At 70.2% G+C, this 19,340-nt stretch carries 22 protein-coding genes; 15 read left to right on the forward strand and 7 right to left on the reverse strand.

What is annotated here, in order from left to right; genetic code table 11:
* Positions 1-44: 44 nt before the first annotated feature.
* Positions 45-959: a LysR family transcriptional regulator gene (locus ACIQM3_RS11230; RefSeq protein ID WP_401622035.1), complete on the forward strand. Its 915-nt coding sequence runs from the start codon at positions 45-47 to the stop codon at positions 957-959.
* 82 nt (positions 960-1,041) lie between these two features.
* Here the strand turns inward: ACIQM3_RS11230 and ACIQM3_RS11235 are convergent, their stop codons facing one another.
* Positions 1,042-1,473: an ATP-binding protein gene (locus tag ACIQM3_RS11235; RefSeq protein ID WP_401622038.1), complete on the reverse strand. Its 432-nt coding sequence runs from the start codon at positions 1,471-1,473 to the stop codon at positions 1,042-1,044.
* A 230-nt stretch (positions 1,474-1,703) separates the two neighbouring features.
* Between ACIQM3_RS11235 and ACIQM3_RS11240 the strand changes: the two genes are divergently transcribed.
* Together ACIQM3_RS11240 and ACIQM3_RS11245 are read left to right on the forward strand one after the other, a co-directional pair.
* Positions 1,704-2,657, forward strand: a complete 954-nt coding sequence (locus ACIQM3_RS11240; RefSeq protein ID WP_401622041.1) for a helix-turn-helix domain-containing protein — start codon at positions 1,704-1,706, stop codon at positions 2,655-2,657.
* A complete protein-coding gene (locus tag ACIQM3_RS11245; RefSeq protein WP_401622044.1) occupies positions 2,594-2,800 on the forward strand; it encodes a DUF397 domain-containing protein in 207 nt (68 codons plus the stop codon). The genes ACIQM3_RS11240 and ACIQM3_RS11245 overlap by 64 nt, the downstream gene beginning before the upstream one ends.
* Here the strand turns inward: ACIQM3_RS11245 and ACIQM3_RS11250 are convergent.
* Positions 2,793-3,941, reverse strand: a complete 1,149-nt coding sequence (locus ACIQM3_RS11250; RefSeq protein ID WP_401622047.1) for an 8-amino-7-oxononanoate synthase — start codon at positions 3,939-3,941, stop codon at positions 2,793-2,795. The genes ACIQM3_RS11245 and ACIQM3_RS11250 overlap by 8 nt on opposite strands.
* Positions 3,942-4,085: 144 nt before the next feature.
* Here ACIQM3_RS11250 and bioB point away from each other — a divergent pair, with 144 nt between their 5' ends.
* The 4 genes from bioB (at position 4,086) to ACIQM3_RS11270 (ending at position 7,998) form a co-directional block, all read left to right on the forward strand.
* Complete coding sequence (gene bioB, locus ACIQM3_RS11255; protein WP_401622050.1) at positions 4,086-5,249, forward strand: biotin synthase BioB; 1,164 nt, start codon at positions 4,086-4,088, stop codon at positions 5,247-5,249.
* A complete protein-coding gene (locus tag ACIQM3_RS11260) occupies positions 5,242-6,546 on the forward strand; it encodes an adenosylmethionine--8-amino-7-oxononanoate transaminase (protein WP_401622053.1) in 1,305 nt (434 codons plus the stop codon). Before bioB ends, ACIQM3_RS11260 begins: the two co-directional genes overlap by 8 nt.
* A gap of 1 nt (position 6,547) precedes the next feature.
* Positions 6,548-7,237 carry a dethiobiotin synthase gene (gene bioD, locus ACIQM3_RS11265; protein ID WP_401622056.1) on the forward strand — a complete coding sequence of 230 codons (690 nt, stop codon included), beginning with the start codon at positions 6,548-6,550 and terminating at the stop codon, positions 7,235-7,237.
* A gap of 65 nt (positions 7,238-7,302) precedes the next feature.
* Complete coding sequence (locus tag ACIQM3_RS11270; protein WP_401622059.1) at positions 7,303-7,998, forward strand: class I SAM-dependent methyltransferase; 696 nt, start codon at positions 7,303-7,305, stop codon at positions 7,996-7,998.
* A 9-nt stretch (positions 7,999-8,007) separates the two neighbouring features.
* Here ACIQM3_RS11270 and ACIQM3_RS11275 read toward each other — a convergent pair whose 3' ends face one another.
* Together ACIQM3_RS11275 and ACIQM3_RS11280 are read right to left on the reverse strand one after the other, a co-directional pair.
* Entirely contained in the window at positions 8,008-8,379 is a 372-nt protein-coding gene (locus ACIQM3_RS11275) for a fic family toxin-antitoxin system, toxin component (protein ID WP_401622062.1), read from the reverse strand.
* Positions 8,376-8,603: a hypothetical protein gene (locus ACIQM3_RS11280; RefSeq protein ID WP_014157595.1), complete on the reverse strand. Its 228-nt coding sequence runs from the start codon at positions 8,601-8,603 to the stop codon at positions 8,376-8,378. Before ACIQM3_RS11280 ends, ACIQM3_RS11275 begins: the two co-directional genes overlap by 4 nt.
* Positions 8,604-8,724: 121 nt before the next feature.
* On the opposite strand from ACIQM3_RS11280, the gene ACIQM3_RS11285 reads away from it, so the two are divergent.
* The 7 genes from ACIQM3_RS11285 to mug all read left to right on the forward strand — a co-directional run bounded on the left by ACIQM3_RS11285 (position 8,725) and on the right by mug (position 15,720).
* Positions 8,725-9,144: a GNAT family N-acetyltransferase gene (locus tag ACIQM3_RS11285; protein WP_401622065.1), complete on the forward strand. Its 420-nt coding sequence runs from the start codon at positions 8,725-8,727 to the stop codon at positions 9,142-9,144.
* A 209-nt stretch (positions 9,145-9,353) separates the two neighbouring features.
* On the forward strand, positions 9,354-10,691 hold the full coding sequence (locus ACIQM3_RS11290) for a hemolysin family protein (RefSeq protein ID WP_401622068.1): 1,338 nt from the start codon (positions 9,354-9,356) through the stop codon (positions 10,689-10,691).
* Positions 10,688-11,707 (forward strand): hemolysin family protein, encoded by a 1,020-nt coding sequence (locus tag ACIQM3_RS11295; protein WP_401622071.1) that lies wholly within the window; start codon positions 10,688-10,690, stop codon positions 11,705-11,707. Before ACIQM3_RS11290 ends, ACIQM3_RS11295 begins: the two co-directional genes overlap by 4 nt.
* Before the next feature lie 114 nt (positions 11,708-11,821).
* Positions 11,822-12,658: an SGNH/GDSL hydrolase family protein gene (locus tag ACIQM3_RS11300; protein WP_401622074.1), complete on the forward strand. Its 837-nt coding sequence runs from the start codon at positions 11,822-11,824 to the stop codon at positions 12,656-12,658.
* A 124-nt stretch (positions 12,659-12,782) separates the two neighbouring features.
* Positions 12,783-13,583 carry an SAM-dependent methyltransferase gene (locus tag ACIQM3_RS11305; protein ID WP_401622077.1) on the forward strand — a complete coding sequence of 267 codons (801 nt, stop codon included), beginning with the start codon at positions 12,783-12,785 and terminating at the stop codon, positions 13,581-13,583.
* Positions 13,584-13,682: 99 nt separating this feature from the next.
* On the forward strand, positions 13,683-15,125 hold the full coding sequence (gene purB / locus ACIQM3_RS11310; RefSeq protein WP_399234446.1) for an adenylosuccinate lyase: 1,443 nt from the start codon (positions 13,683-13,685) through the stop codon (positions 15,123-15,125).
* A 19-nt stretch (positions 15,126-15,144) separates the two neighbouring features.
* On the forward strand, positions 15,145-15,720 hold the full coding sequence (gene mug / locus ACIQM3_RS11315) for a G/U mismatch-specific DNA glycosylase (protein ID WP_401622080.1): 576 nt from the start codon (positions 15,145-15,147) through the stop codon (positions 15,718-15,720).
* Between the two features lie 55 nt (positions 15,721-15,775).
* On the opposite strand, the gene ACIQM3_RS11320 is transcribed toward mug, so the two are convergent.
* From ACIQM3_RS11320 to ACIQM3_RS11330, 3 genes are all read right to left on the reverse strand, one after another.
* Positions 15,776-16,213, reverse strand: a complete 438-nt coding sequence (locus ACIQM3_RS11320; protein ID WP_401622083.1) for a hypothetical protein — start codon at positions 16,211-16,213, stop codon at positions 15,776-15,778.
* A 160-nt stretch (positions 16,214-16,373) separates the two neighbouring features.
* The gene (locus ACIQM3_RS11325; protein WP_401622085.1) at positions 16,374-17,117 is read right to left on the reverse strand and encodes an ABC transporter permease; all 744 of its coding nucleotides are present in this window, start codon (positions 17,115-17,117) and stop codon (positions 16,374-16,376) included.
* A gap of 5 nt (positions 17,118-17,122) precedes the next feature.
* On the reverse strand, positions 17,123-18,058 hold the full coding sequence (locus ACIQM3_RS11330; protein ID WP_401622087.1) for an ABC transporter ATP-binding protein: 936 nt from the start codon (positions 18,056-18,058) through the stop codon (positions 17,123-17,125).
* Positions 18,059-18,165: 107 nt separating this feature from the next.
* Between ACIQM3_RS11330 and ACIQM3_RS11335 the strand changes: the two genes are divergently transcribed.
* The gene (locus tag ACIQM3_RS11335; RefSeq protein WP_401622090.1) at positions 18,166-19,338 is read left to right on the forward strand and encodes a sensor histidine kinase; all 1,173 of its coding nucleotides are present in this window, start codon (positions 18,166-18,168) and stop codon (positions 19,336-19,338) included.
* The last annotated feature ends 2 nt before the right edge of the window (positions 19,339-19,340 follow it).

Consider the following 19,340-nt stretch of genomic DNA (forward strand, 5'->3'; position numbering starts at 1 on the left):
AGCGTGTACTTGCAATCTTCTGGGTCTGCCAAAAGGAACGCTTAATGTACGACCCGACACGGCTGGCCGCGCTGGTGGCGGTTTCCGAGGCCGGATCGATCACGCGTGCAGCGGCGCGGCTGGGTTACACCGCGCCCGCCCTTTCGCAGCAGCTGGCCAAGCTGGAGAAGGAGACCGGAGCCGCACTCCTCGTCCGTCACCACCGAGGGGCACGACTGACGGCCGCCGGTGAGCTGCTGGCAGGACGGGCCAGACGCATCCTCGACGAGATGGACCAGGCGCGGCACGAGCTGGCCGGACTGGCAGGGCTGTCGGGCGGCCGGCTGCGGGTCGGCACGTTCGTGACGGCCGGGATCCATCTGCTGCCGCCGGTGCTCACCGCGTTCCGGCGCGCCCACCCCGACGTGGAACTGGCCGTCACGGACTACGAGCCGCCCGCCGGTGTCGCCGCCGTGGCGGCCGGCGACGTGGACCTGGCGCTGACCCACGCGTACGAGCCCGCGGCCGCCGATCCGCTCCCGGCAGGGGTGTCCGCCGAGCCGCTGCTCATCGAGGAGCTGGTGCTGGTCACCGCCCTCGGGCAGATGCTGTCCGAGGGCAGCGGCCCGCTGCCCGTGGCCGAACTCGCGGGCCGGCCGCTGATCAGCAGCGCGCCCGACCATCCCCCGCGTCGCGGGGTGGAGCGTGCGCTGGCGGAGGCGGGGGCCACCCCTGCCGTGGTCTGCGAGTCGCCCGGCTACGCACTGGTGTGCGCCCTGGTCAGCGCGGGGATCGGCGTGGCGGTGGTACCGGAGATGGTGGCCGCGATGTCCCCTGCGCCGCTCGCCGTCCGGCGCCTTGAACCCGCCGCCTTCCGGCGGACGATCTCCGTGGTGCACCGGGGGGACCGGAACACCGCGGCCGCGACGACGCTGATGGCGCTGCTGCGCAGCGGCTTCGGCCGGGCGTCCGCCGCGTGATGACGGCCCCGCGCCACACGGCCCGGACCTCACCACCCGTACTTCCTGCCCGCCCGCACGCACGGGCGCCTGCCCGACGGTGTCAGGACTGGGCGGGAACCGGCCAAGGTAGAGCGACCGAAACGGTCTTTCCCCCGTCCGGGGTGGGGCTGACGCTGAGCCGCCCGCCGCGCTCCTTCGTCAGGGCCCGGATGATCACCATGCCGCGGCCGTTGTCCTGCCGGACCGCGGCGGGCAGCCGCTGGGGCCAGCGGGGGTGGCTGTCCGTCACACCCAGATAGAACTCCACGTCCCGGTCGAGGCGGAGGTCCACCGTGAAGGTGGGTGACTGCCCGAACGTGTGCTGGACGGCGTTGGTGGCGAGTTCCGAGACGATCAGTCGGATGGTGTCGGCGGTGTCGCCGTCCTCGGCCAGGCCCCATTCGGCGAGCACCCGGGCCACATGTCTCCGGGCTGTGGAGACCGAGGCCGGCTCGCTCGGCAGAGTGACGGTTGCTTCCTGATGGTCTGCCATGGCGACGCCGTCCCTTTCCCGCCCTGACCGGCCCGTGGCCGGCCTGGATTGTGCTTCGCGCCAGACTGCCACCGATGCCGCCCTCCATGACGGCGATCCACCAAGATATGCATATATCTATCGCTCATTACGGTGAACTCCGCCCACTTAGTCGTGTACGGGCGTAACACTGGCCCCTTTCCGAGCCGGACCCGCCCGGGCGGCTCTCCGTACAACGGGAGGAGGCCGCCATGCGAAACGGCCCTGCGGTACGCCGTCGCAAGCTCGGTGAGGAGCTGCGCAGCCTGCGTCACACGTCGGGACTCACGAGCCGGGACGCCGCCGGAATGCTGGGCTGGCACCAGTCGAAGGTGAGCCGGATCGAGACGGGGGCGAGCGGGGTGACGCCCGGCGACGTGACCCGCCTTCTGGACGCCTACGGTGTGGACGACCGTCAGCTGCGCTCCCTGCTCCAGACGCTCGCCGGCTCGGCGGGCGGAGGCGGAAGCGGCTGGTGGCACGCCTATCGCGGGCTCATCCCGCCCCAGTACCGCGACTTCATCAGCCTGGAGTCCCAGGCCGATGCCGCCCGCACACTGGAGACCTCCGTGGTCCCGGGCCTGCTGCAGACCGCCGACTACGCGCGGGCGGTGACCCGGTCCTCGCTGGACGGACTGCCGCCCGCACAACTCGACTCCCTCGTGGAGGTCAGACTCGCCCGGCAGAGCGTCCTCCACGCACCCCGGCCGCTGCGGCTCAGCGCCGTACTCGACGAAGCCGTGTTGAGGCGAGGGGTCGGCGGCCCTCGGGTCATGGAGGAACAGCTCCTCCATCTGTGGCAAGTCGCTCAACTTCCGCACGTGACACTGCAGTTACTGCCGTTCGAGGCCGGGAGTTATATCGGCCTCACAGGCTCTTTCGTTATTTTTTCATTTCCGACCACTTCTGACCTAGACGTGGTCGTTCTCGACCACTTGACGAGTAGTCTCTATCTGGAGCGGAAAGAAGACCTTGAGGCGTACAGCTCGGCCTTCCGCACGATGCAGGCTCACGCACTATCGCCCGAGCGTTCGCTGGACCTCATCGCCGCGGTAGGCCGCGGTGATCAGCCGGAACCTTCAGACTGCCCGAGGGGGCCACGATGTCCGACCGTCTCGCACAGCCCGCACCCAGGTGGCGGCGCAGCAGCCGCAGCACCGGCATGAACAACTGCGTGGAAACCGCGCCGACCGGCGATGACGACCTCGCCGTACGGGACTCCAAGGACACGTCCTTGCCGCCGCTTCACTTCTCGGCGACGGCGTGGACGTCCTTCGTCGCCGGACTGGACGCCCGCGCGGTCAGCTGACGGGCCCCGGTGCGGTGGAAAGGATCGTGCCCACAGCTGTCGAGATCTGATCCTGCGTCAGGTCCGCCCGGGCTGTCAGCCTCAGCCGGGAGATCCCGTCCGGCACCGACGGCGGCCGGAAGCATCCCACCGCGAGACCCGCCGTGCGGCAGTCGGCCGCCCACCGCACCGCGGACTCCGCCGAGGGCGCTCGGACCGATACGACGGCGGCGTCGGGGCGCACGGCGGTCAGTCCGGCCGCCGTCAGCCGGTCGTACAGCTCGACGGCGACCGCCCCGGCCCTCGCCGCGCGTCCGGGTTCGCGGCGCAGCAGCCGCAGGGCGCCCAGAGCCGCGCCGACGGCCGCCGGTGCCAGACCGGTGTCGAAGATGAACGTACGGGCCGTGTTGACCAGATGGCGGATGACCCGCGCGGGGCCGAGCACCGCTCCCCCCTGGCTGCCGAGCGACTTGGAGAGGGTGAGGGTGGCGACGACCCCCTCGCCGCCCGCCAGTCCGGCGGCCGCGAGCGCGCCGCGCCCGCCCTCGCCCAGGACACCCAGTCCGTGAGCGTCGTCCACGAGGAGGGCCGCGCCGGCTTCGCGGCAGACACCTGCGAGTGCTGCCAGCGGGGCGGCGTCCCCGTCCACCGAGAAGACGGAGTCGGTCACAGCCAGAGCCCGCCCGCCGTGGCCGAGGAGCGCCTTCCGCACCGCCTCGGGGTCCGCGTGCGGCACGACGGCTGTGGCGGCCCGGGCGAGCCGGCAGCCGTCCACGATCGAGGCGTGGTTACCCGCGTCGGACACGATCAGCGAGTCGTGTCCGGTGAGCGCCGTGAGGGCGGCGAGGTTGGCCGCGTAACCGGACGAGAACACCAGGGCGGCTTCGAATCCGCAGAAGTCGGCGAGTTCGCGTTCGAGTTCGGCGTGCAGCGCGGTGGATCCGGTGACGAGCCGTGAGCCGGTGGCACCCCCGCCCCATGTCCGTGCCGCCTCGGCGGCGGCCGAGGTGACGTCGGGGTGCCGGCTCAGACCCAGGTAGTCGTTGCTCGCGAGATCCAGCACTTCCGTTTCGGCGGGCCGGGGGCGCAGCGTCCGGACGAGTCCGGCGTCGGCACGGCGACGGGCGTCGTCGTCGATCCAGTCGAACGGGGCGTAGGACATGAGCGGGTCCCTTTTTGTAGGCAGCTCACAGACCCTAACCGGGTGCGCAACAGGCCAGGGTGTGGCAATACACACAGCATCGACCGGCTCTACTGTCCGGTTCCTCCTTGGCCGATGACGGTGCCGTACGTCAGGATCAAGGCCATGGACCTGCTGAATACGCTGGTGGACAAGGGGCTGCGGCGCGAACTGCCGACCCGTGACGAAGCGCTCGCCGTGCTGGCGACGACCGACGACGAACTGCTCGACGTGGTGGCCGCGGCCGGAAAGGTACGCCGTCAGTGGTTCGGGCGGCGCGTGAAGCTCAACTATCTGGTGAACCTGAAGTCCGGGCTCTGCCCCGAGGACTGCTCGTACTGTTCGCAGCGGCTCGGTTCCGAGGCGGGGATCCTCAAGTACACCTGGCTGAAACCCGACGAGGCCACGAAGGCCGCCGCCGCCGGGGTGGCCGGCGGCGCGAAGCGTGTCTGCCTGGTGGCGAGCGGCCGGGGGCCGACGGACCGGGACGTCGACCGGGTGTCGCAGACCATCGAGGCGATCAAGGAGCAGCACGAGGACGTCGAGGTGTGTGCGTGCCTCGGTCTGCTCTCGCAGGGCCAGGCCGACCGGCTGAGGTCGGCGGGCGCCGACGCGTACAACCACAACCTCAACACCTCGGAGGGGACGTACGGGCAGATCACGACCACCCATACGTACGCCGACCGGGTGGACACCGTGCAGCAGGCCCAGGCCGCCGGCCTGTCGGCGTGCTCGGGGCTGATCGCGGGGATGGGTGAGAGCGATGCCGACCTGGTGGATGTCGTGTTCTCGCTCCGCGACCTCGACCCCGACTCGGTGCCGGTGAACTTCCTGATCCCCATCGAGGGCACCCCGCTCGCCAAGGAGTGGCACCTCACTCCCCAGCGGTGCCTGCGCATCCTGGCGATGGTCCGGTTCGTCTGCCCGGACGTCGAGGTGCGGCTCGCCGGCGGCCGTGAGGTCCATCTGCGTTCGATGCAGCCACTGGCGCTGAACCTGGTCAACTCGATCTTCCTGGGTGACTACCTGACCACCGAGGGCCAGTCGGGCCAGTCCGACCTCGACATGATCGCGGACGCCGGTTTCGAGGTGGAGGGGGCGGACACCACGACGCTTCCCGAGCACCGCGCTCCGACGGGCGGCGGCTGCGGTTCGCACGAGGGCGGCTGCGCTCCGTGCGGTGAGACCGCCGAGGCCGCTCCGGAGCCTTCCGAGGCCCTGGCGGCGCGTACGGATCTCGTGACGGTCCGCCGTCGCGGTACCGGGACGGACCTCGCGCCCAATGCCTGATCCGCTCCGCCCCGCCGAACTCCGCGCCCTGGACCGGGCCCACGTCTGGCACCCCTACGGCCCGATGCCGGGCCGGCAGGAGCCGCTCGTCGTGGAGTCCGCGTCCGGGGTACGTCTTCGCCTCGCCGAACCTGCCCACGGCCGGCAGGAGTTGGTGGACGGCATGTCGTCCTGGTGGTCCGCGGTCCACGGCTACAACCATCCGGTGCTCAACGAGGCCGCCCGCGGCCAGCTGGACCGGATGAGTCACGTGATGTTCGGCGGGCTCACCCACGAGCCCGCCGTCCGGCTGGCGACCCGGCTGGTGGAGATCACTCCGGAGCCGCTGCAGCACGTCTTCCTCGCCGATTCGGGTTCGGTCTCCGTCGAGGTCGCGGTGAAGATGTGCCTGCAGTACTGGCGTTCGGCGGGGCGGCCCGCCAAGCACCGGCTGCTGACCTGGCGCGGCGGCTATCACGGTGACACCTGGCAGCCGATGTCGGTGTGCGACCCCGAGGGCGGGATGCACGAGCTGTGGTCGGGATCCCTCCCCCGGCAGATCTTCGCGGACACCCCTCCGGACGGCTTCGACGCCGAGCCCGACGAGACCTACGTGAGGCATCTGCGCGAGCTGGTGGCCGCGCACGCCGACGAGACGGCGGCGGTCATCGTGGAGCCCGTGGTGCAGGGGGCGGGCGGGATGCGCTTCCACTCCCCCGCGTACCTGCGGGTGCTCCGCGAGGCGTGCGACGCGAATGACGTGCTGCTGGTGTTCGACGAGATCGCGACGGGGTTCGGCCGTACCGGGCAGCTGTTCGCGGCGGAGCACGCCGGGGTCTCCCCGGATGTCATGTGTGTCGGCAAGGCGCTGACCGGGGGCTATCTGACGCTCGCGGCGACGCTGTGCACCTCGCGGGTGGCGGAGGGCATCTCAAGCGGGGATGTGCCGGTGCTCGCGCACGGGCCGACGTTCATGGGTAATCCGCTCGCCTCGGCGGTGGCCTGCGCCTCCGTCGATCTCCTGCTGGGCCAGGACTGGCAGCTTGAGGTGAAGCGGATCGGCACGGGACTGCGCCAGGGGCTGGCGGAGGCCGCCGGTGTTCCGGGCGTACGGGACGTCCGGGTGCTGGGCGCGATCGGGGTAGTGCAGCTCGATCACGAGGTCGACATGGAGGCCGCGACACGGGCCGCGGTGCGCGAGGGCGTCTGGCTGCGTCCGTTCCGCGATCTCGTGTACACGATGCCGCCGTACGTGACCGGCGACGACGATGTGGCAAGGATCTGCCGGGCCGTGTGCGCCGCGGCGAAGGAGGGCTGAGATGACGATCCTCGTGGTGACCGGAACGGGCACCGAGATCGGCAAGACGATCGTGACCGCGGCGGTTGCGGCGGCCTACCGGGACCGCCGGGTCGCGGTCCTCAAGCCCGCCCAGACGGGTCTCGCACCGGGCGAGCCGGGGGACGCCGCCGAGGTGGCACGGCTGGCCGGCGCTCATGTGACGGCCGTCGAACTGGCCCGGTTCCCTGAGCCGTTGGCACCGGAGACAGCCGCACGCCGGGCAGGCCTCACCCCCGTACGCCCGTACGAGATCGCCGAGGCCGCCCAGAAGCTGGCGACGGAGCACGACCTGGTGCTGGTCGAGGGCGCGGGCGGGCTGCTCGTCCGCTACGACGAGCAGGGGGCCACGCTCGCGGACGCCGCGCGGCTGATGGCGGCGCCCGTGCTGGTGGTGGCCCCGGCGGGCCTGGGCACGCTCAACGCCACCGCCCTGACGACGGAGGCGCTGCGGGCCCGGGGACTCACGTGTCCCGGAGTGGTGGTGGGGAGCATGCCGGCCGATCCTGACCTGGCCTCGCGGTGCAACATCGAGGACCTCCCGGTCGCCGCGCGCGCCCCGCTGCTCGGCGCGGTACCGGCCGGCTCCGGAGCGCTGGAACCGGCCGATTTCCGGGCGCGGGCGGCGGGTTGGCTGGCCCCGGAACTCGGCGGTCACCGTAGAAGCGGCTGAGCGGGGCCCTACGGGGGAGAATCTGAGGAGAGCCGTATCCACGTGCCCTCCGAGGAGGCCCGATCATGCGTCGGCGCAGCACACCTGTCCCCCGGGACGCGGTGCACCACCCGGTCTTCGCCCGCTTCTACGCCCGGATGAGCGTGGCGGCAGACCTCAAGGGAGGTGTGGCGGACCGTCGCGACGAGCTTCTCGCGGGTCTCTCCGGCCGTGTCCTCGAGATCGGCGCGGGCAACGGCCTCAACTTCGCGCACTACACGGGGGCCGTCTCCGAAGTCGTCGCGATCGAGCCCGAGCGCAGCCTGCGGCAGCTGGCGGCCGGTGCGGCGCTGCGCGCGGAGGTGCCGGTCGACGTGGTGCCGGGCACGGCCGAGGCGCTGCCGGTCAAGAGTGAGGCGTTCGACGCGGCGGTGGCCTCACTGGTCCTGTGCACCGTGCGGGACCTGCCCCGGGCGCTGGCGGAGATCAAGCGCGTGCTGAGGCCGGGCGGTGAGCTGCGCTTCTTCGAGCACACCCTGGCCCCGGGCCGGGCGCTGGCGACCGCGCAGCGGGCGGCGGACCGCACCTTCTGGCCGCTGCTCTTCGGGGGCTGTCACACGGCGCGGGACACCGTGGCCGCCATCGAAAAGGCCGGCTTCGAGCTGGAGACGTGCCGCAGGTTCCGTATCCCGGACACGGGCGTTCAGCTGCCGAGCTCGCCGTGTGTGCTCGGCGTGGCCCGCCGGTCGGCTGTGGTGGACCGCTCGGCGGAGGCAGGCTGAGAACGCCGGTCAAAGGCTCCACCGGCGGAGCTCTTCGGCGATGGTCCGGACGTCGGCCTTGCCCTCCTTCACCAGCCGCGCGAGATCGCGCACCTGCTCGGGAGAGGTGATGACCTTCAGCCCCGAGGCGACGAGATAGCCGTAGGCGACGGCGGAGGCGAACATGGCGTTGGAGTGCTCGAGCGCGGGCACGTGCAGGAGCAGCTGGAGCAGGGCGGCCGCCCGGGAGTACGGGTCGCTGTAGACGGGGCTGCCGAAGATCTCCGCCTCGTGCCGGCTGACGGCGGCCACGAGCGCACCCCAGTCGGCGACCTGCGGATCACCGGGCGTCTTGTGCTCGGCGACCATCAGCAGCCAGGAAAGGTCGATCTGCAGGTTCAACGGGTGCCTTCGCGCTCCGGGCCGAACTCCTCGGCGAACACCGACTCGTACTGCTTCATGAAGTCGGCCGCGGCCTCGACGAAGGTGTGTCCCACCTCGCCCGCATCCTGTTTGACGAGCTCCTCTATGTAGCGGTTCACGCTCATCCCCCGCTGAAGGGCGCGCTGTCGCGCCGCCTCGGCGGTGGCCTCGTCCACTCGAACGTTCAGCTGAGTCTTGGGCACGCCATCACGCTAGCGCGTGTGCGCTAGCACTCGCAAGAGGAGAGGGGCGGGGCGACGCACCCGACAGGACCCGGGGCGAAACAGTTCGCCCTTCCCCCGAGCGCTCTGATTGGCTCTGGCCATGACCGATCTCGATATCCGCTGCGCGGCCCTCTCCGACATCGACGACGTCCTGGCCTTCTGGCGCGAGGCCGCGGAGGGCACCAGCATCACCGACGACCACGACGGGGTCGCCCGGCTGATCACGCGGGACCCCGAGGCCCTGCTCCTCGCGGAACGCGACGGCCGGATCGCCGGGACCGTCATAGCCGGCTTCGACGGATGGCGATGCTCCGCGTACCGGCTCGCCGTACATCCCGCCTGCCGCCGGCAGGGCGTCGCGACCGCACTGCTGGAAGCCGCGGAACAACGATTCATGGGCCTGGGCGGCCGCCGGGTCGACGCCATGGTCCTGGAATCCAACGAGCGGGCCCATCACGCGTGGGGCGCGGCTGGCTACCATCGCGAGGACCACTGGCGGCGCTGGGTCAAGTCCCTGTGACCACGCCCGGAACCACCGAGGGCCCCTGTCCTGCCGCGGTCCGTCCGCCCGTACAGGGCATTTTGCCGATCCTTTACTATGTAATCTCGACCGTCCGACACTTTCGAAAGGTGTGAGCGTCCGCCCATGGGCGAGCCCCCCAGTAGTAGACACTGCCGACATCGCGCGAACCTTCTGCCCCTGCCCGATCATGGGACGGAGGTGAACCGATGACCGAAGTGCTCCTGCTCCTCGTGGCGGTACTGCTCTCCCTCGCCTGCGGAGCGTTCGTGGCGGCGGAGTTCTCCCTGACCACCGTGGAGCGCGGCGATCTCGAACGGGCGGTCGAGCGAGGGGACCGGGGTGCGGCGGGAGCACTCAAGGCCGTACGCAGCCTCACCTACCAGCTCTCCGGCGCACAGCTCGGCATCACCGTCACCAACCTGATCGTGGGCATGCTCTCCGAGCCGTCCATCTCCAAGCTGATCCGGGGGCCGGTGGAAGCGACAGGGCTGTCGCCCGGCGTGTCCTCCTCGCTGGCACTCGTGATCGGTACGGCGCTGTCCACCGTCGTCCTGATGGTGGTCGGTGAGCTCGTCCCGAAGAACTGGGCGATCTCCTCCCCCCTGGCCGTCGCCCGGACGGTCGCAGCGCCGCAACGCGCGTTCACGGCGGTCTTCCGGCCCTTCATCAGTCACCTCAACAACACCGCCAACCGGATCGTCCGGCGCTTCGGCCTCGAGCCGGCCGAGGAGCTGGCATCGGCTCGCAGCCCGCAGGAGCTGGTGGCTCTGGCGCGCCACTCCGCCAAGGAGGGCGCGCTCGAGGCGGACACCGCCGAACTCTTCGTACGCACCCTCAACCTGTCCGAACTGACCGCGGAGAACGTGATGACCCCCCGCGTCCAGGTCACCGCGCTCGAGGTCCAGGCGACCGCCGAGGACGTCGCGAACGCCACCCGGGCGACCGGCCTGTCCCGGTTCCCCGTCTACCGGGGCAGCCTGGACACGGTGGTCGGCGTCGCCCACATCAAGGACGTGCTGGCCGTTCCCGCGGACCAGCGGCCCCGTAAGCGGGTGTCCGACATGCTGCGCGAACCACTGCTCGTGCCGGAGACACTCACCGTCGACCGCCTCCTGGACCGGCTCTCCGGGAAGCTGGCCATGGCCGTCGTCATCGACGAGTACGGCGGCACGGCGGGAGTCGTGACGCTGGAGGACATCGTGGAGGAAGTGGTCGGCGAGGTGCGGGACGAGCACGACCCGCACGAGACCCCCGACCTGGCGGCCGCGGGCGAGGACGCGGACGGACGCACCCTGTGGTCCGCCGACGGAGCGGCCCGCACGGACCAGCTCCGCACCATCGGGCTTCGGGTACCGGACGGACCGTACGAGACGCTGGCCGGTCTGATCGCCACGGAGGTGGGCCGCATCCCGGTGGTCGGCGACACCGTCGAGCTCACCGGGTGGCGCATCGACGTGGTGGACGCTTCGGGGCACCGCGCCGCGCGTGCGCTGCTGCACGCCCCGCTGCCCGGCAGCGACGAGCCGTCGGAGGACGAACGATGATCGCCGTCCAGCTCTTCATCGGCCTGCTGACCCTGGTCGTCAACGCCTTCTTCGTCGGCGCGGAGTTCGCGCTGATCTCCGTACGCCGCAGTCAGATCGAGCCCGAGGCCGAAGCCGGGAACCGGCGGGCCCGCAGTGTCATCTGGGGGCTCGAGCACGTTTCGGCGCTCCTCGCGGCGGCACAGCTGGGCATCACACTCTGCACCCTGGTGCTGGGCATCGTCGCCGAGCCCGCCATCGCCCATCTGCTGGAGCCCGTCTTCGACGGGGTCGGCGTACCGCACGGGCTGGTGCACCCGATCTCGTTCGTCATCGCCCTGACCGTGGCGACCTATCTGCACATGCTGCTCGGCGAGATGGTGCCGAAGAACATCGCGCTGGCCGAGCCGGCCCGCACGGCGCTGCTGCTCGGACCGCCGCTGGTCACGCTCGCGAGGGCGCTCAAGCCGGTGATCTTCGCGATCAACGCCTTCGCGAACGCGCTGCTCAAGCTGTTGCGGGTGGAGACCAAGGACGAGGTCTCCGCGACCTTCTCCGACGACGAACTGGCACGCCTCGTCAAGGACGCGGAGGACTCCGGGCTCGTCGACGACCGCTCGGCGGACCGTCTGCGCCACGCGCTGGAACTGGGCCGGCGCCCGGTCCAGGACGTGCTCCTCCCGGTCGACCGGGTGCTCTACACCAGGGTCGGCACGACCCCGGAGGAGCTGGAGCGGCTCTCGCACGAGTCCGGCTTCTCGCGCTTCCCGGTGATGGACAGCGAGCAGCGCATCATCGGGTACCTCCACGTGAAGGACGCTCTGGACGCCACGCCGCGCGATGTGCCCTTCCCGGTGACGGCCCTGCGGCCGATCGCCCGGGTGCGTGCGGCGACACCTCTGGACGACGTGCTGACCGCGCTGCGGCGCAGTCGTACGCACCTGGCCGCCGTCCTCGACGAGGACGGCCGGCTGGCCGGCATGATCACGATGGAGGACGTACTGCGTGAGCTGGTGGGCAGGCCGCAGCCCCGCTGACGCCCGCGTCAACGTCGGATGACGGTACGAAGAGGGGCGGACCCAGGTCGCGCCCCTCTTCCGTGCTTCCGCGCCCCTGGTGAGGGCCTCGGTCGCGGTACGATCGGCAGCGCCATGGAATTGAATGCCTCCTACACCAGTCTCGTCGCGGTCGGCGACTCGTTCACCGAGGGCATGTCGGATCTGCTGCCCGACGGTTCCTACCGCGGCTGGGCCGACGTCCTCGCCGCCCGTCTCGCGGCACGCGCACCCGGATTCCGGTACGCCAATCTCGCCGTACGGGGAAAGCTCATCGGCCAGATCGTGGACGAGCAGGTCGCGATCGCCGCCGCACTGCAGCCGGATGTGATCACGCTCGTCGGCGGGCTCAACGACACCCTGCGGCCGAAGTGCGACATGGGCATGGTCCGCGGCCGGCTGGAGGAGGCGGTGGAGCGACTCGCACCGGCGTGCAAGACCCTGGTGCTGATGCGCAGCCCGGGCCGGAACGGTCCGGTGATGGAACGTTTCCGTCCGCGCATGGAGGAGCTGTTCTCGCTGGTCGGCGACTTGGCCGAGCGCCATGGCGCGGTGGTGACCGACCTGTACGGCGCGGCGTCGCTGGGGGATCCACGGATGTGGGACGTGGACCGGCTGCACCTGACGGCCGAGGGACACCGCAGGGTCGCGGAGGCTGTCTGGCAGACGCTGGGGCTGCCCGCGGAGAGCGACTGGCAGACCCCGATGCCGGTGTCCGCGCCCGCCCGGTGGGCACAGCGGCGGATCGACGACGTACGGTTCGCCCGGCACCATCTGATGCCCTGGATCGGGCGGCGCCTGACCGGGCGCTCGTCCGGGGACGGCCGGGCAGGCGCGCAGTACGACTCGGAGCTGGGCAAGGCGTACTGGATCACTCCCGCGGACACGGCGAGCCCGGGGCCGGTGAGCGGCTGGCGTCGGCTGGACGGCTGACCGGTGCGCGTCCGCTGAACGGCTGACCGGTTGGCGCAGTTGTTTCTGTTGCGCATGTGACCGGTGGGGCAGCATGGGCGCTCAGCGCGCAGGAACTCCCTGGGCACCGGAGCGGGGAGTGCCCATGAGCGGCGTACCGGACATCCAGGAACCGGCGGACGGCATCGACACCGGCACGCCTCACTCGGCGCGGGTCTGGAACTACTGGCTGGGCGGCAAGGACAACTACGAAGTGGACCGTCGGCTCGGCGCGGCGATGGAAGAGCTCTATCCGCAGATCATCGACATCGCCCGGGCTTCCCGCCGCTTCCAGGCCCGGGCGGTGCGTCATCTGGCCGAGGAGGTGGGGATCCGTCAGTTCCTCGATCTCGGCACCGGCCTGCCGACCGCGAACGCGACGCACGAAGTCGCGCAGGCTGTCGCCCCGGCGGCGCGCGTGGTGTACGTGGACCACGACCCGATTGTTCTGGCCCACGCACGCGCACTGCTGACGAGCAGCCCCGAGGGCGCCACGAACTACGTGCACGCGGATCTTCGGGATACGGACGCCGTGCTTCGGGAGGCAGCCCGGACCCTGGATCTTCAGCAGCCGGTGGCGCTGATGGTGCTCTCCACCTTGGGACACATCGCCGACCCGGGTGAGGCTGCCGCCCTTCTGCGCGGCTACCTCGCCGCGGTCCCTGCCGGAAGCTTCCTGATGCTGTGCGACACCATCGAGACCGAGGAGACCCGGGCGGCCTCCGACGAGTACGCCAGCGGTGGAGCCATGCCGTACATCTCGCGCCCCAGGGAGATAGTGCGCTCCTTCGCGGACGGGCTCGATCTCGTCGAACCCGGATTCGGGTCGATCAGCCTGTGGCGTCCCGATGAGCCCCCGGCGGGTGAGCCCGTGGACCAGTGGGGCTTCGTGGCCGCGAAGCCCTGAGGAGCCGGCGGACCGGAGACCCCGCTCCCGGTCCTCGTAGGAAGCCACATACCGGCCCGCGGCGCGGACCTGCAGAAACCGCCAGTAGAATCCGGACACGTGACTGCTGTGTCTGCGAAGCCTCGCATCCCCAATGTCCTGGCCGGCCGCTATGCCTCTACGGAGCTGGCCGTCCTCTGGTCCCCCGAGCAGAAGGTGAAGCTGGAACGCCAGCTGTGGCTGGCGGTGCTGCGCGCTCAGAAGGACCTCGGGATCGAGGTACCCGACGCGGCGCCGGCCGACTACGAGCGTGTGATCGACCAGGTCGACCTCGCCTCGATCGCCGAGCGCGAGAAGGTCACCCGGCACGACGTGAAGGCGCGGATCGAGGAGTTCAACGCCCTCGCCGGCCATGAGCAGGTCCACAAGGGCATGACCTCCCGGGACCTCACCGAGAACGTCGAGCAGCTGCAGATCCGGCTCTCGCTGGAGCTGATGCGCGACCGCACGGTGGCGGTTCTGGCCCGGCTGGGCAAGCTGGCGGCGGAGTACAGCGAGCTGGTCATCGCGGGTCGCTCGCATAATGTCGCCGCACAGGCGACCACGCTCGGTAAGCGCTTCGCCACCGCCGCGGACGAGCTGTTGGTGGCTTACGGGCGCCTGGAGGACCTGCTGGGCCGTTACCCGCTGCGCGGCATCAAGGGCCCCGTCGGGACGGCGCAGGACATGCTGGACCTGCTGGGCGGAGACGCGAGCAAGCTCGCCGACCTGGAGCAGCGCGTCGCCGGCCACCTCGGCTTCGCACATGCCTTCACCTCCGTGGGCCAGGTCTATCCCCGTTCCCTCGACTACGACGTGGTCACCGCGCTGGTGCAGCTTGCCGCCGCGCCGTCGTCGGTCGCCAAGACCATCCGGCTGATGGCCGGACACGAGCTGGTGACGGAGGGCTTCAAGCCGGGCCAGGTCGGCTCGTCGGCGATGCCGCACAAGATGAACACGCGCTCCTGCGAGCGGGTCAACGGGCTGATGGTGATCCTTCGCGGCTACGCGTCGATGACGGGCGAGCTGGCGGGCGACCAGTGGAACGAGGGCGACGTGTCCTGTTCCGTGGTCCGCCGGGTCGCACTGCCGGACGCCTTCTTCGCATTCGACGGCCTGCTGGAGACGTTCCTCACCGTGCTCGACGAGTTCGGCGCGTTCCCCGCGGTCGTCGCACGTGAGCTGGACCGCTACCTCCCCTTCCTCGCCACGACCAAGGTGCTGATGGGCTCGGTGCGGGCAGGGGTCGGCCGCGAGGTCGCGCACGAGGCCATCAAGGAGAACGCGGTCGCCTCGGCTCTCGCCATGCGGGAGCAAGGAGCCGAGCGCAACGAGCTGCTGGACAAGCTGGCCGCCGACGAGCGTATCCCCCTCGACCGCGGTGAGCTCGATGCCCTCATGGCGGACAAGCTCTCGTTCACCGGCGCGGCGGGCGATCAGGTCGCTGTTCTGGTGTCCAGGATCGAGGAGATCGCCAAGCAGCACCCGGAGGCCGCGGCGTACACCCCCGGTTCCATCCTCTGACGGCCTGCCCCACTGCCGCATGACACCCGAAGAGCTACTGGCCGCCCGCGATCGCGTCGTACCCGACGTGGTCGCGGGCGGTCTGCGTGTGCTGTTCTGCGGAATCAACCCGAGCCTGATGACCGCCGCCACGGGGCACCATTTCGCTCATCCCGGCAATCGGTTCTGGCCGGTGCTGCATCTGTCGGGCTTCACACCCAGGCAGCTGAAACCGTCGGAGCAGGATCAGCTTCCGGGTTACGGCCTGGGCATCACCAATGTGGTGTCCAGAGCCACCGCACGGGCGGACGAGCTGAGTCCGGAGGAATTCCGTGCGGGTGGAGAACTGCTGTCGGCCAAGGTGGAAGCGCTGGGCCCGCAGTGGCTGGCCGTGGTCGGGGTGACCGCTTACCGCTCGGCCTTCGGCGACCGCCGTGCGCAGATCGGCCCGCAGGAGCGGACCATCGGCGGCGCGCGTGTCTGGGCGCTGCCCAACCCGAGTGGCCTGAACGCACACTGGACCGTGAGCACCATGGCGGACGAGTACGCTCGACTGCTGGCCGCGGTCGGCCGGGACGCCTCCGGCCCGGCCGCCCCGGCCCCGGCTCCGCCATGAGCTGCTGCGGGACTGCCTCCGGGCGCGCGGCCGCGCGGCCGTAGGTCCTTGTCACTCAGGGTGGGTCGATCACGGTGACAAGCACGCCCAACTCGCAGCCCGGCCCGTCTTCCTCCAGGTGGAGCACCACGGCAATCCACCGGCCTTCCGTATGCCACAGCTGGAGATACTCGCAGCCGGCGACTGCTTCAGCCCATGGTTCGGCTATCTCCTCTCCTCTCGTCGCCCGTTCCTGTGCGCTCCACAGGCTGACGAGCTGGGGTTCACCCCAGCGCAGGGTGAGCAGCGTGAGCAGCGCGTCGCGTTCCGCCAGACATTGCGCCCGGTGTTCCAGCCGGTCTGCCCCATCTCTCCCGTCGTGGCCGTCCTCACCGATGAGGACCGCCGTGTGGTAGCCAGGTCCGCTGACTCCCGAGCCTGACGGAACACGCTCCAGAGGGAAGTCCTTGGTGCGCATCCCGTCGATGAGGAGGAGGTGGTGTGCGGTGGTCATACCGTCAGTAAACCTCCCTGCACTGACACATGGCCCCGGTCCGACGGTCTCCTGCTCTCCCGAGGTGCTGTGGGCCGACCACGCGCGGTACTGGAAGCCGGCCGTGCGGGCCGTGCATTCGGGCCGTGCATTCGGGCCGTGTCCACTCCGGCGCCGCCCCTCAGGCGTCCCGCTTCCGGAGGGCCCACCAGCCGGCGACCAGTGCGACTGCCGCCCACCCCGCGGTGACGGCCAGTCCCGTCCATGGTCCGAGGCCCCCCTCAGGTTGTCCCCGGAGCACCAACTGCCCTGCTCGGTCGGGGAGGTACTGGGCGACGCCTCCCGCTATGTCGCCGACCACGAAGGAGACGATCAGGATGAAGGGGATGAGCAGACCGAGTACGGCAACCGCGCTGCGCAACACCGCTGTCAGTCCGGCCGCGAACAGCGCCATCAGAGCGAGGTAGACACCACCACCGACCGCGGCGCGCAGGGCGCCTGGTTCCGCCAGATGGATCCTGTACTCGCCCATGAACAGCTGTCCCACCAGAAATGCGGCGAAGCTGGTGATCAGCCCAACGACCAGGGCGAGCCCACCGACCATCGCCATCTTCGCTACGTAGAAACGGCTGCGGCTGGGGACGGCCGTGAGCGATGTCCGTAGGGCGCCGTTCAGGAACTCGGACGACAGAGCGGTCGCGCCGAAGCTGATGGCCGCGATCTGGCCGAAGTTCAGCGCGTAGAAGGCGGAGAAGAGAAGGTCGTTACCCGGGTTGTCCGCTTCTGCCTGCCCGACGGTGGAGGAGGCGAGCACGGTGACGAAGAGGGTAGCGGCGAAAACCGCTATCAGGGAACCGGAAATGGATCGCACCGATTTGATCTTGATCCACTCGGAGTGCAGTACTGCAGTCGTCGACATGGTCATGCTGGTCAGACCTCCTGGCCGGCGGCGGGGGGCATGGGGGCGGCGAATTCGGCCTCGGCCGACGTGAGATCGAAGTAGGCCTCTTCCAGCGTGGCCTGCTCATCGACGAGTTCGAGAAGTGGGACGCCTTCGGAGGCGGCCAGGACACCAGTTTCTTCTGCCGTGGCACCGACGACCGTCCAGCGCCCGCTGTCGTCCTGTGCAGGCTCGAACCCCCTGCGGGCCAGTGCGTCGAGCAGCCGTGTGGGCTCCGTCGTACGGAACCGGACGCCGGGCCGGCTCCGGGAAGCAAGGAACTCCTGCATCGGCATGTCGACCAGGAGCCTTCCCCTGCCGAGGACGATCAAGTGGTCCGCGAACGAAGAGGTCTCGTTCATCAGGTGACTGGAGACCAGAACCGTACGGCCCTCACCGGCCAGCTTCCGCATCAGTTCACGGATCCAGACGATGCCTTCCGGATCCAATCCGTTCGACGGCTCGTCCAGCATCACCACCTCGGGATCGCCGAGAAGAGCCGCGGCGATACCGAGCCTCTGCCGCATTCCGAGCGAGAACGTCTTGATCCGCCGCTCGGCTACCGAGCCGAGGCCTGCCTCCACGAGCACCTCTTCAACTCTGCTTCCCGATATACCGTTGCTGGTGGCGAGCGCGAGCAGGTGATTGCGGGCGGTCCGGGAGCCATGTGCGGCCTGTGCGTCGAGCAGTGCACCGACACGTCGCAGCGGATTACCCAATGACGCGTAGGGTTTGCCACCGATCCTGCCGGAACCCCCGGTCGCCCGGTTCAGTCCGAGGACCAGGCGCATGGTGGTGGACTTACCCGCCCCGTTCGGCCCGAGGAAGCCCGTCACCAGGCCAGGTCGCACGCTGAACGTGAGGTGGTCCACGGCACGGGTGGGTCCGTAGTCCTTGGTGAGTTCATGCACGTCGATGCTGGTCATGACCTCAGCCTGGTCGTCGGGCCCGGCCTGGGGCCTCCCCCGCCCGAGTGGATCGTCTCCCTCTCTCGGGGGAGCCGGCCCCCGGCCTGCCCTGGCACGATGGCAGCATGCGCCGCTTCTTATCCATGCTGGCCAGACCGGCCACATACAGTCGCTGGCTGCACCTGCTCATTCCGGCCGCGGTGGGCAGCGTGTGGTTGTTCATCTCCCCGACCAAGCCGTGGATGCCCGTCCTCTTCGCAATTCCTGTCGGCCTGCTTCCGGCGATGCGTCTGGCCGAAGGGCTCCAGGCACAGTTTCTCCTCACGCCCGATCAGCGGGGCCGCCCAGATGCCGCGATCTCCGCCGCACCTGCCATGACTTGGGCTGCCCGCTGGCGCACCGTTGCCTGGCTGGAGGCACGCCTGGTCCTAGGGACGGTTGCGTGCTTCGCGACGGTCTGGCTGTCGGCGACGGCGGTCGATCTCGTGCGTGGTGCGTTCGGAACGCGTCCGAGCGATGCATGGCTGGCCCGTGATGTCGAGCCCGGCTGGTGGTGCGCTCTGCTCGCACCCCTGCCGATCCTTGTACTTCTCGGGCTGGTCGTCCTGTTCGGTGAGGTGGCCACCGCGGCCGCCCGCGGGCTGCTGGGGCCCTCACCGACGGAGCGGCTGACCGCTCTGGAGGAACGCGCGGAGCAGCTTCTGGAGCGTAACCGCATAGCTCGCGAGCTTCATGACTCGATCGGACACGCGCTGACGGTCGCGGTGGTGCAGGCCGGGGCTGCCAGGACAGCGGGCAACCCGGAGTTCACCGCGCGGGCACTCGCCGCCATCGAGGAGACCGGGCGCCAGGCGCTGGACGATCTGGAGCGTGTCCTGCGTGTGTTGAGGGAATCGGACCCTCCTGCCGGGGCGCGTCCGACCCTGGTCGAAGCCGACCGGTTGCTGGAATCGGCTCGCGGCTCCGGCGTCAAGATGGACGTGGAAATGACCGGGCCGCTGGATCTGCTCCCCGGTCCGGTGTCCCGCGAGGGCTACCGGATTCTGCAGGAGTCGCTCACCAATGTGCTACGTCATGCCGGCGCCGTTCCCGTACGGGTGAGGATCGCCGTGGCGAAGGAGAGGCTGGAGCTGGAGGTGGCCAATCCGTTCGTGGCATCGACCCGTGCCCCGGGCAGCGGCAGCGGGCTCCGGGGCATACGGGAGAGGGCCGCCCTGCTGGGTGGCAAGGCCAGAACCGGGCCGCACGAAGGGGAATGGATCGTGCACGCGAGCCTGCCGCTGGACCGCATACCCTGACC

It is taken from the genome of Streptomyces sp. NPDC091271 (assembly GCF_044757505.1).
Lineage (GTDB): Bacteria > Actinomycetota > Actinomycetes > Streptomycetales > Streptomycetaceae > Streptomyces.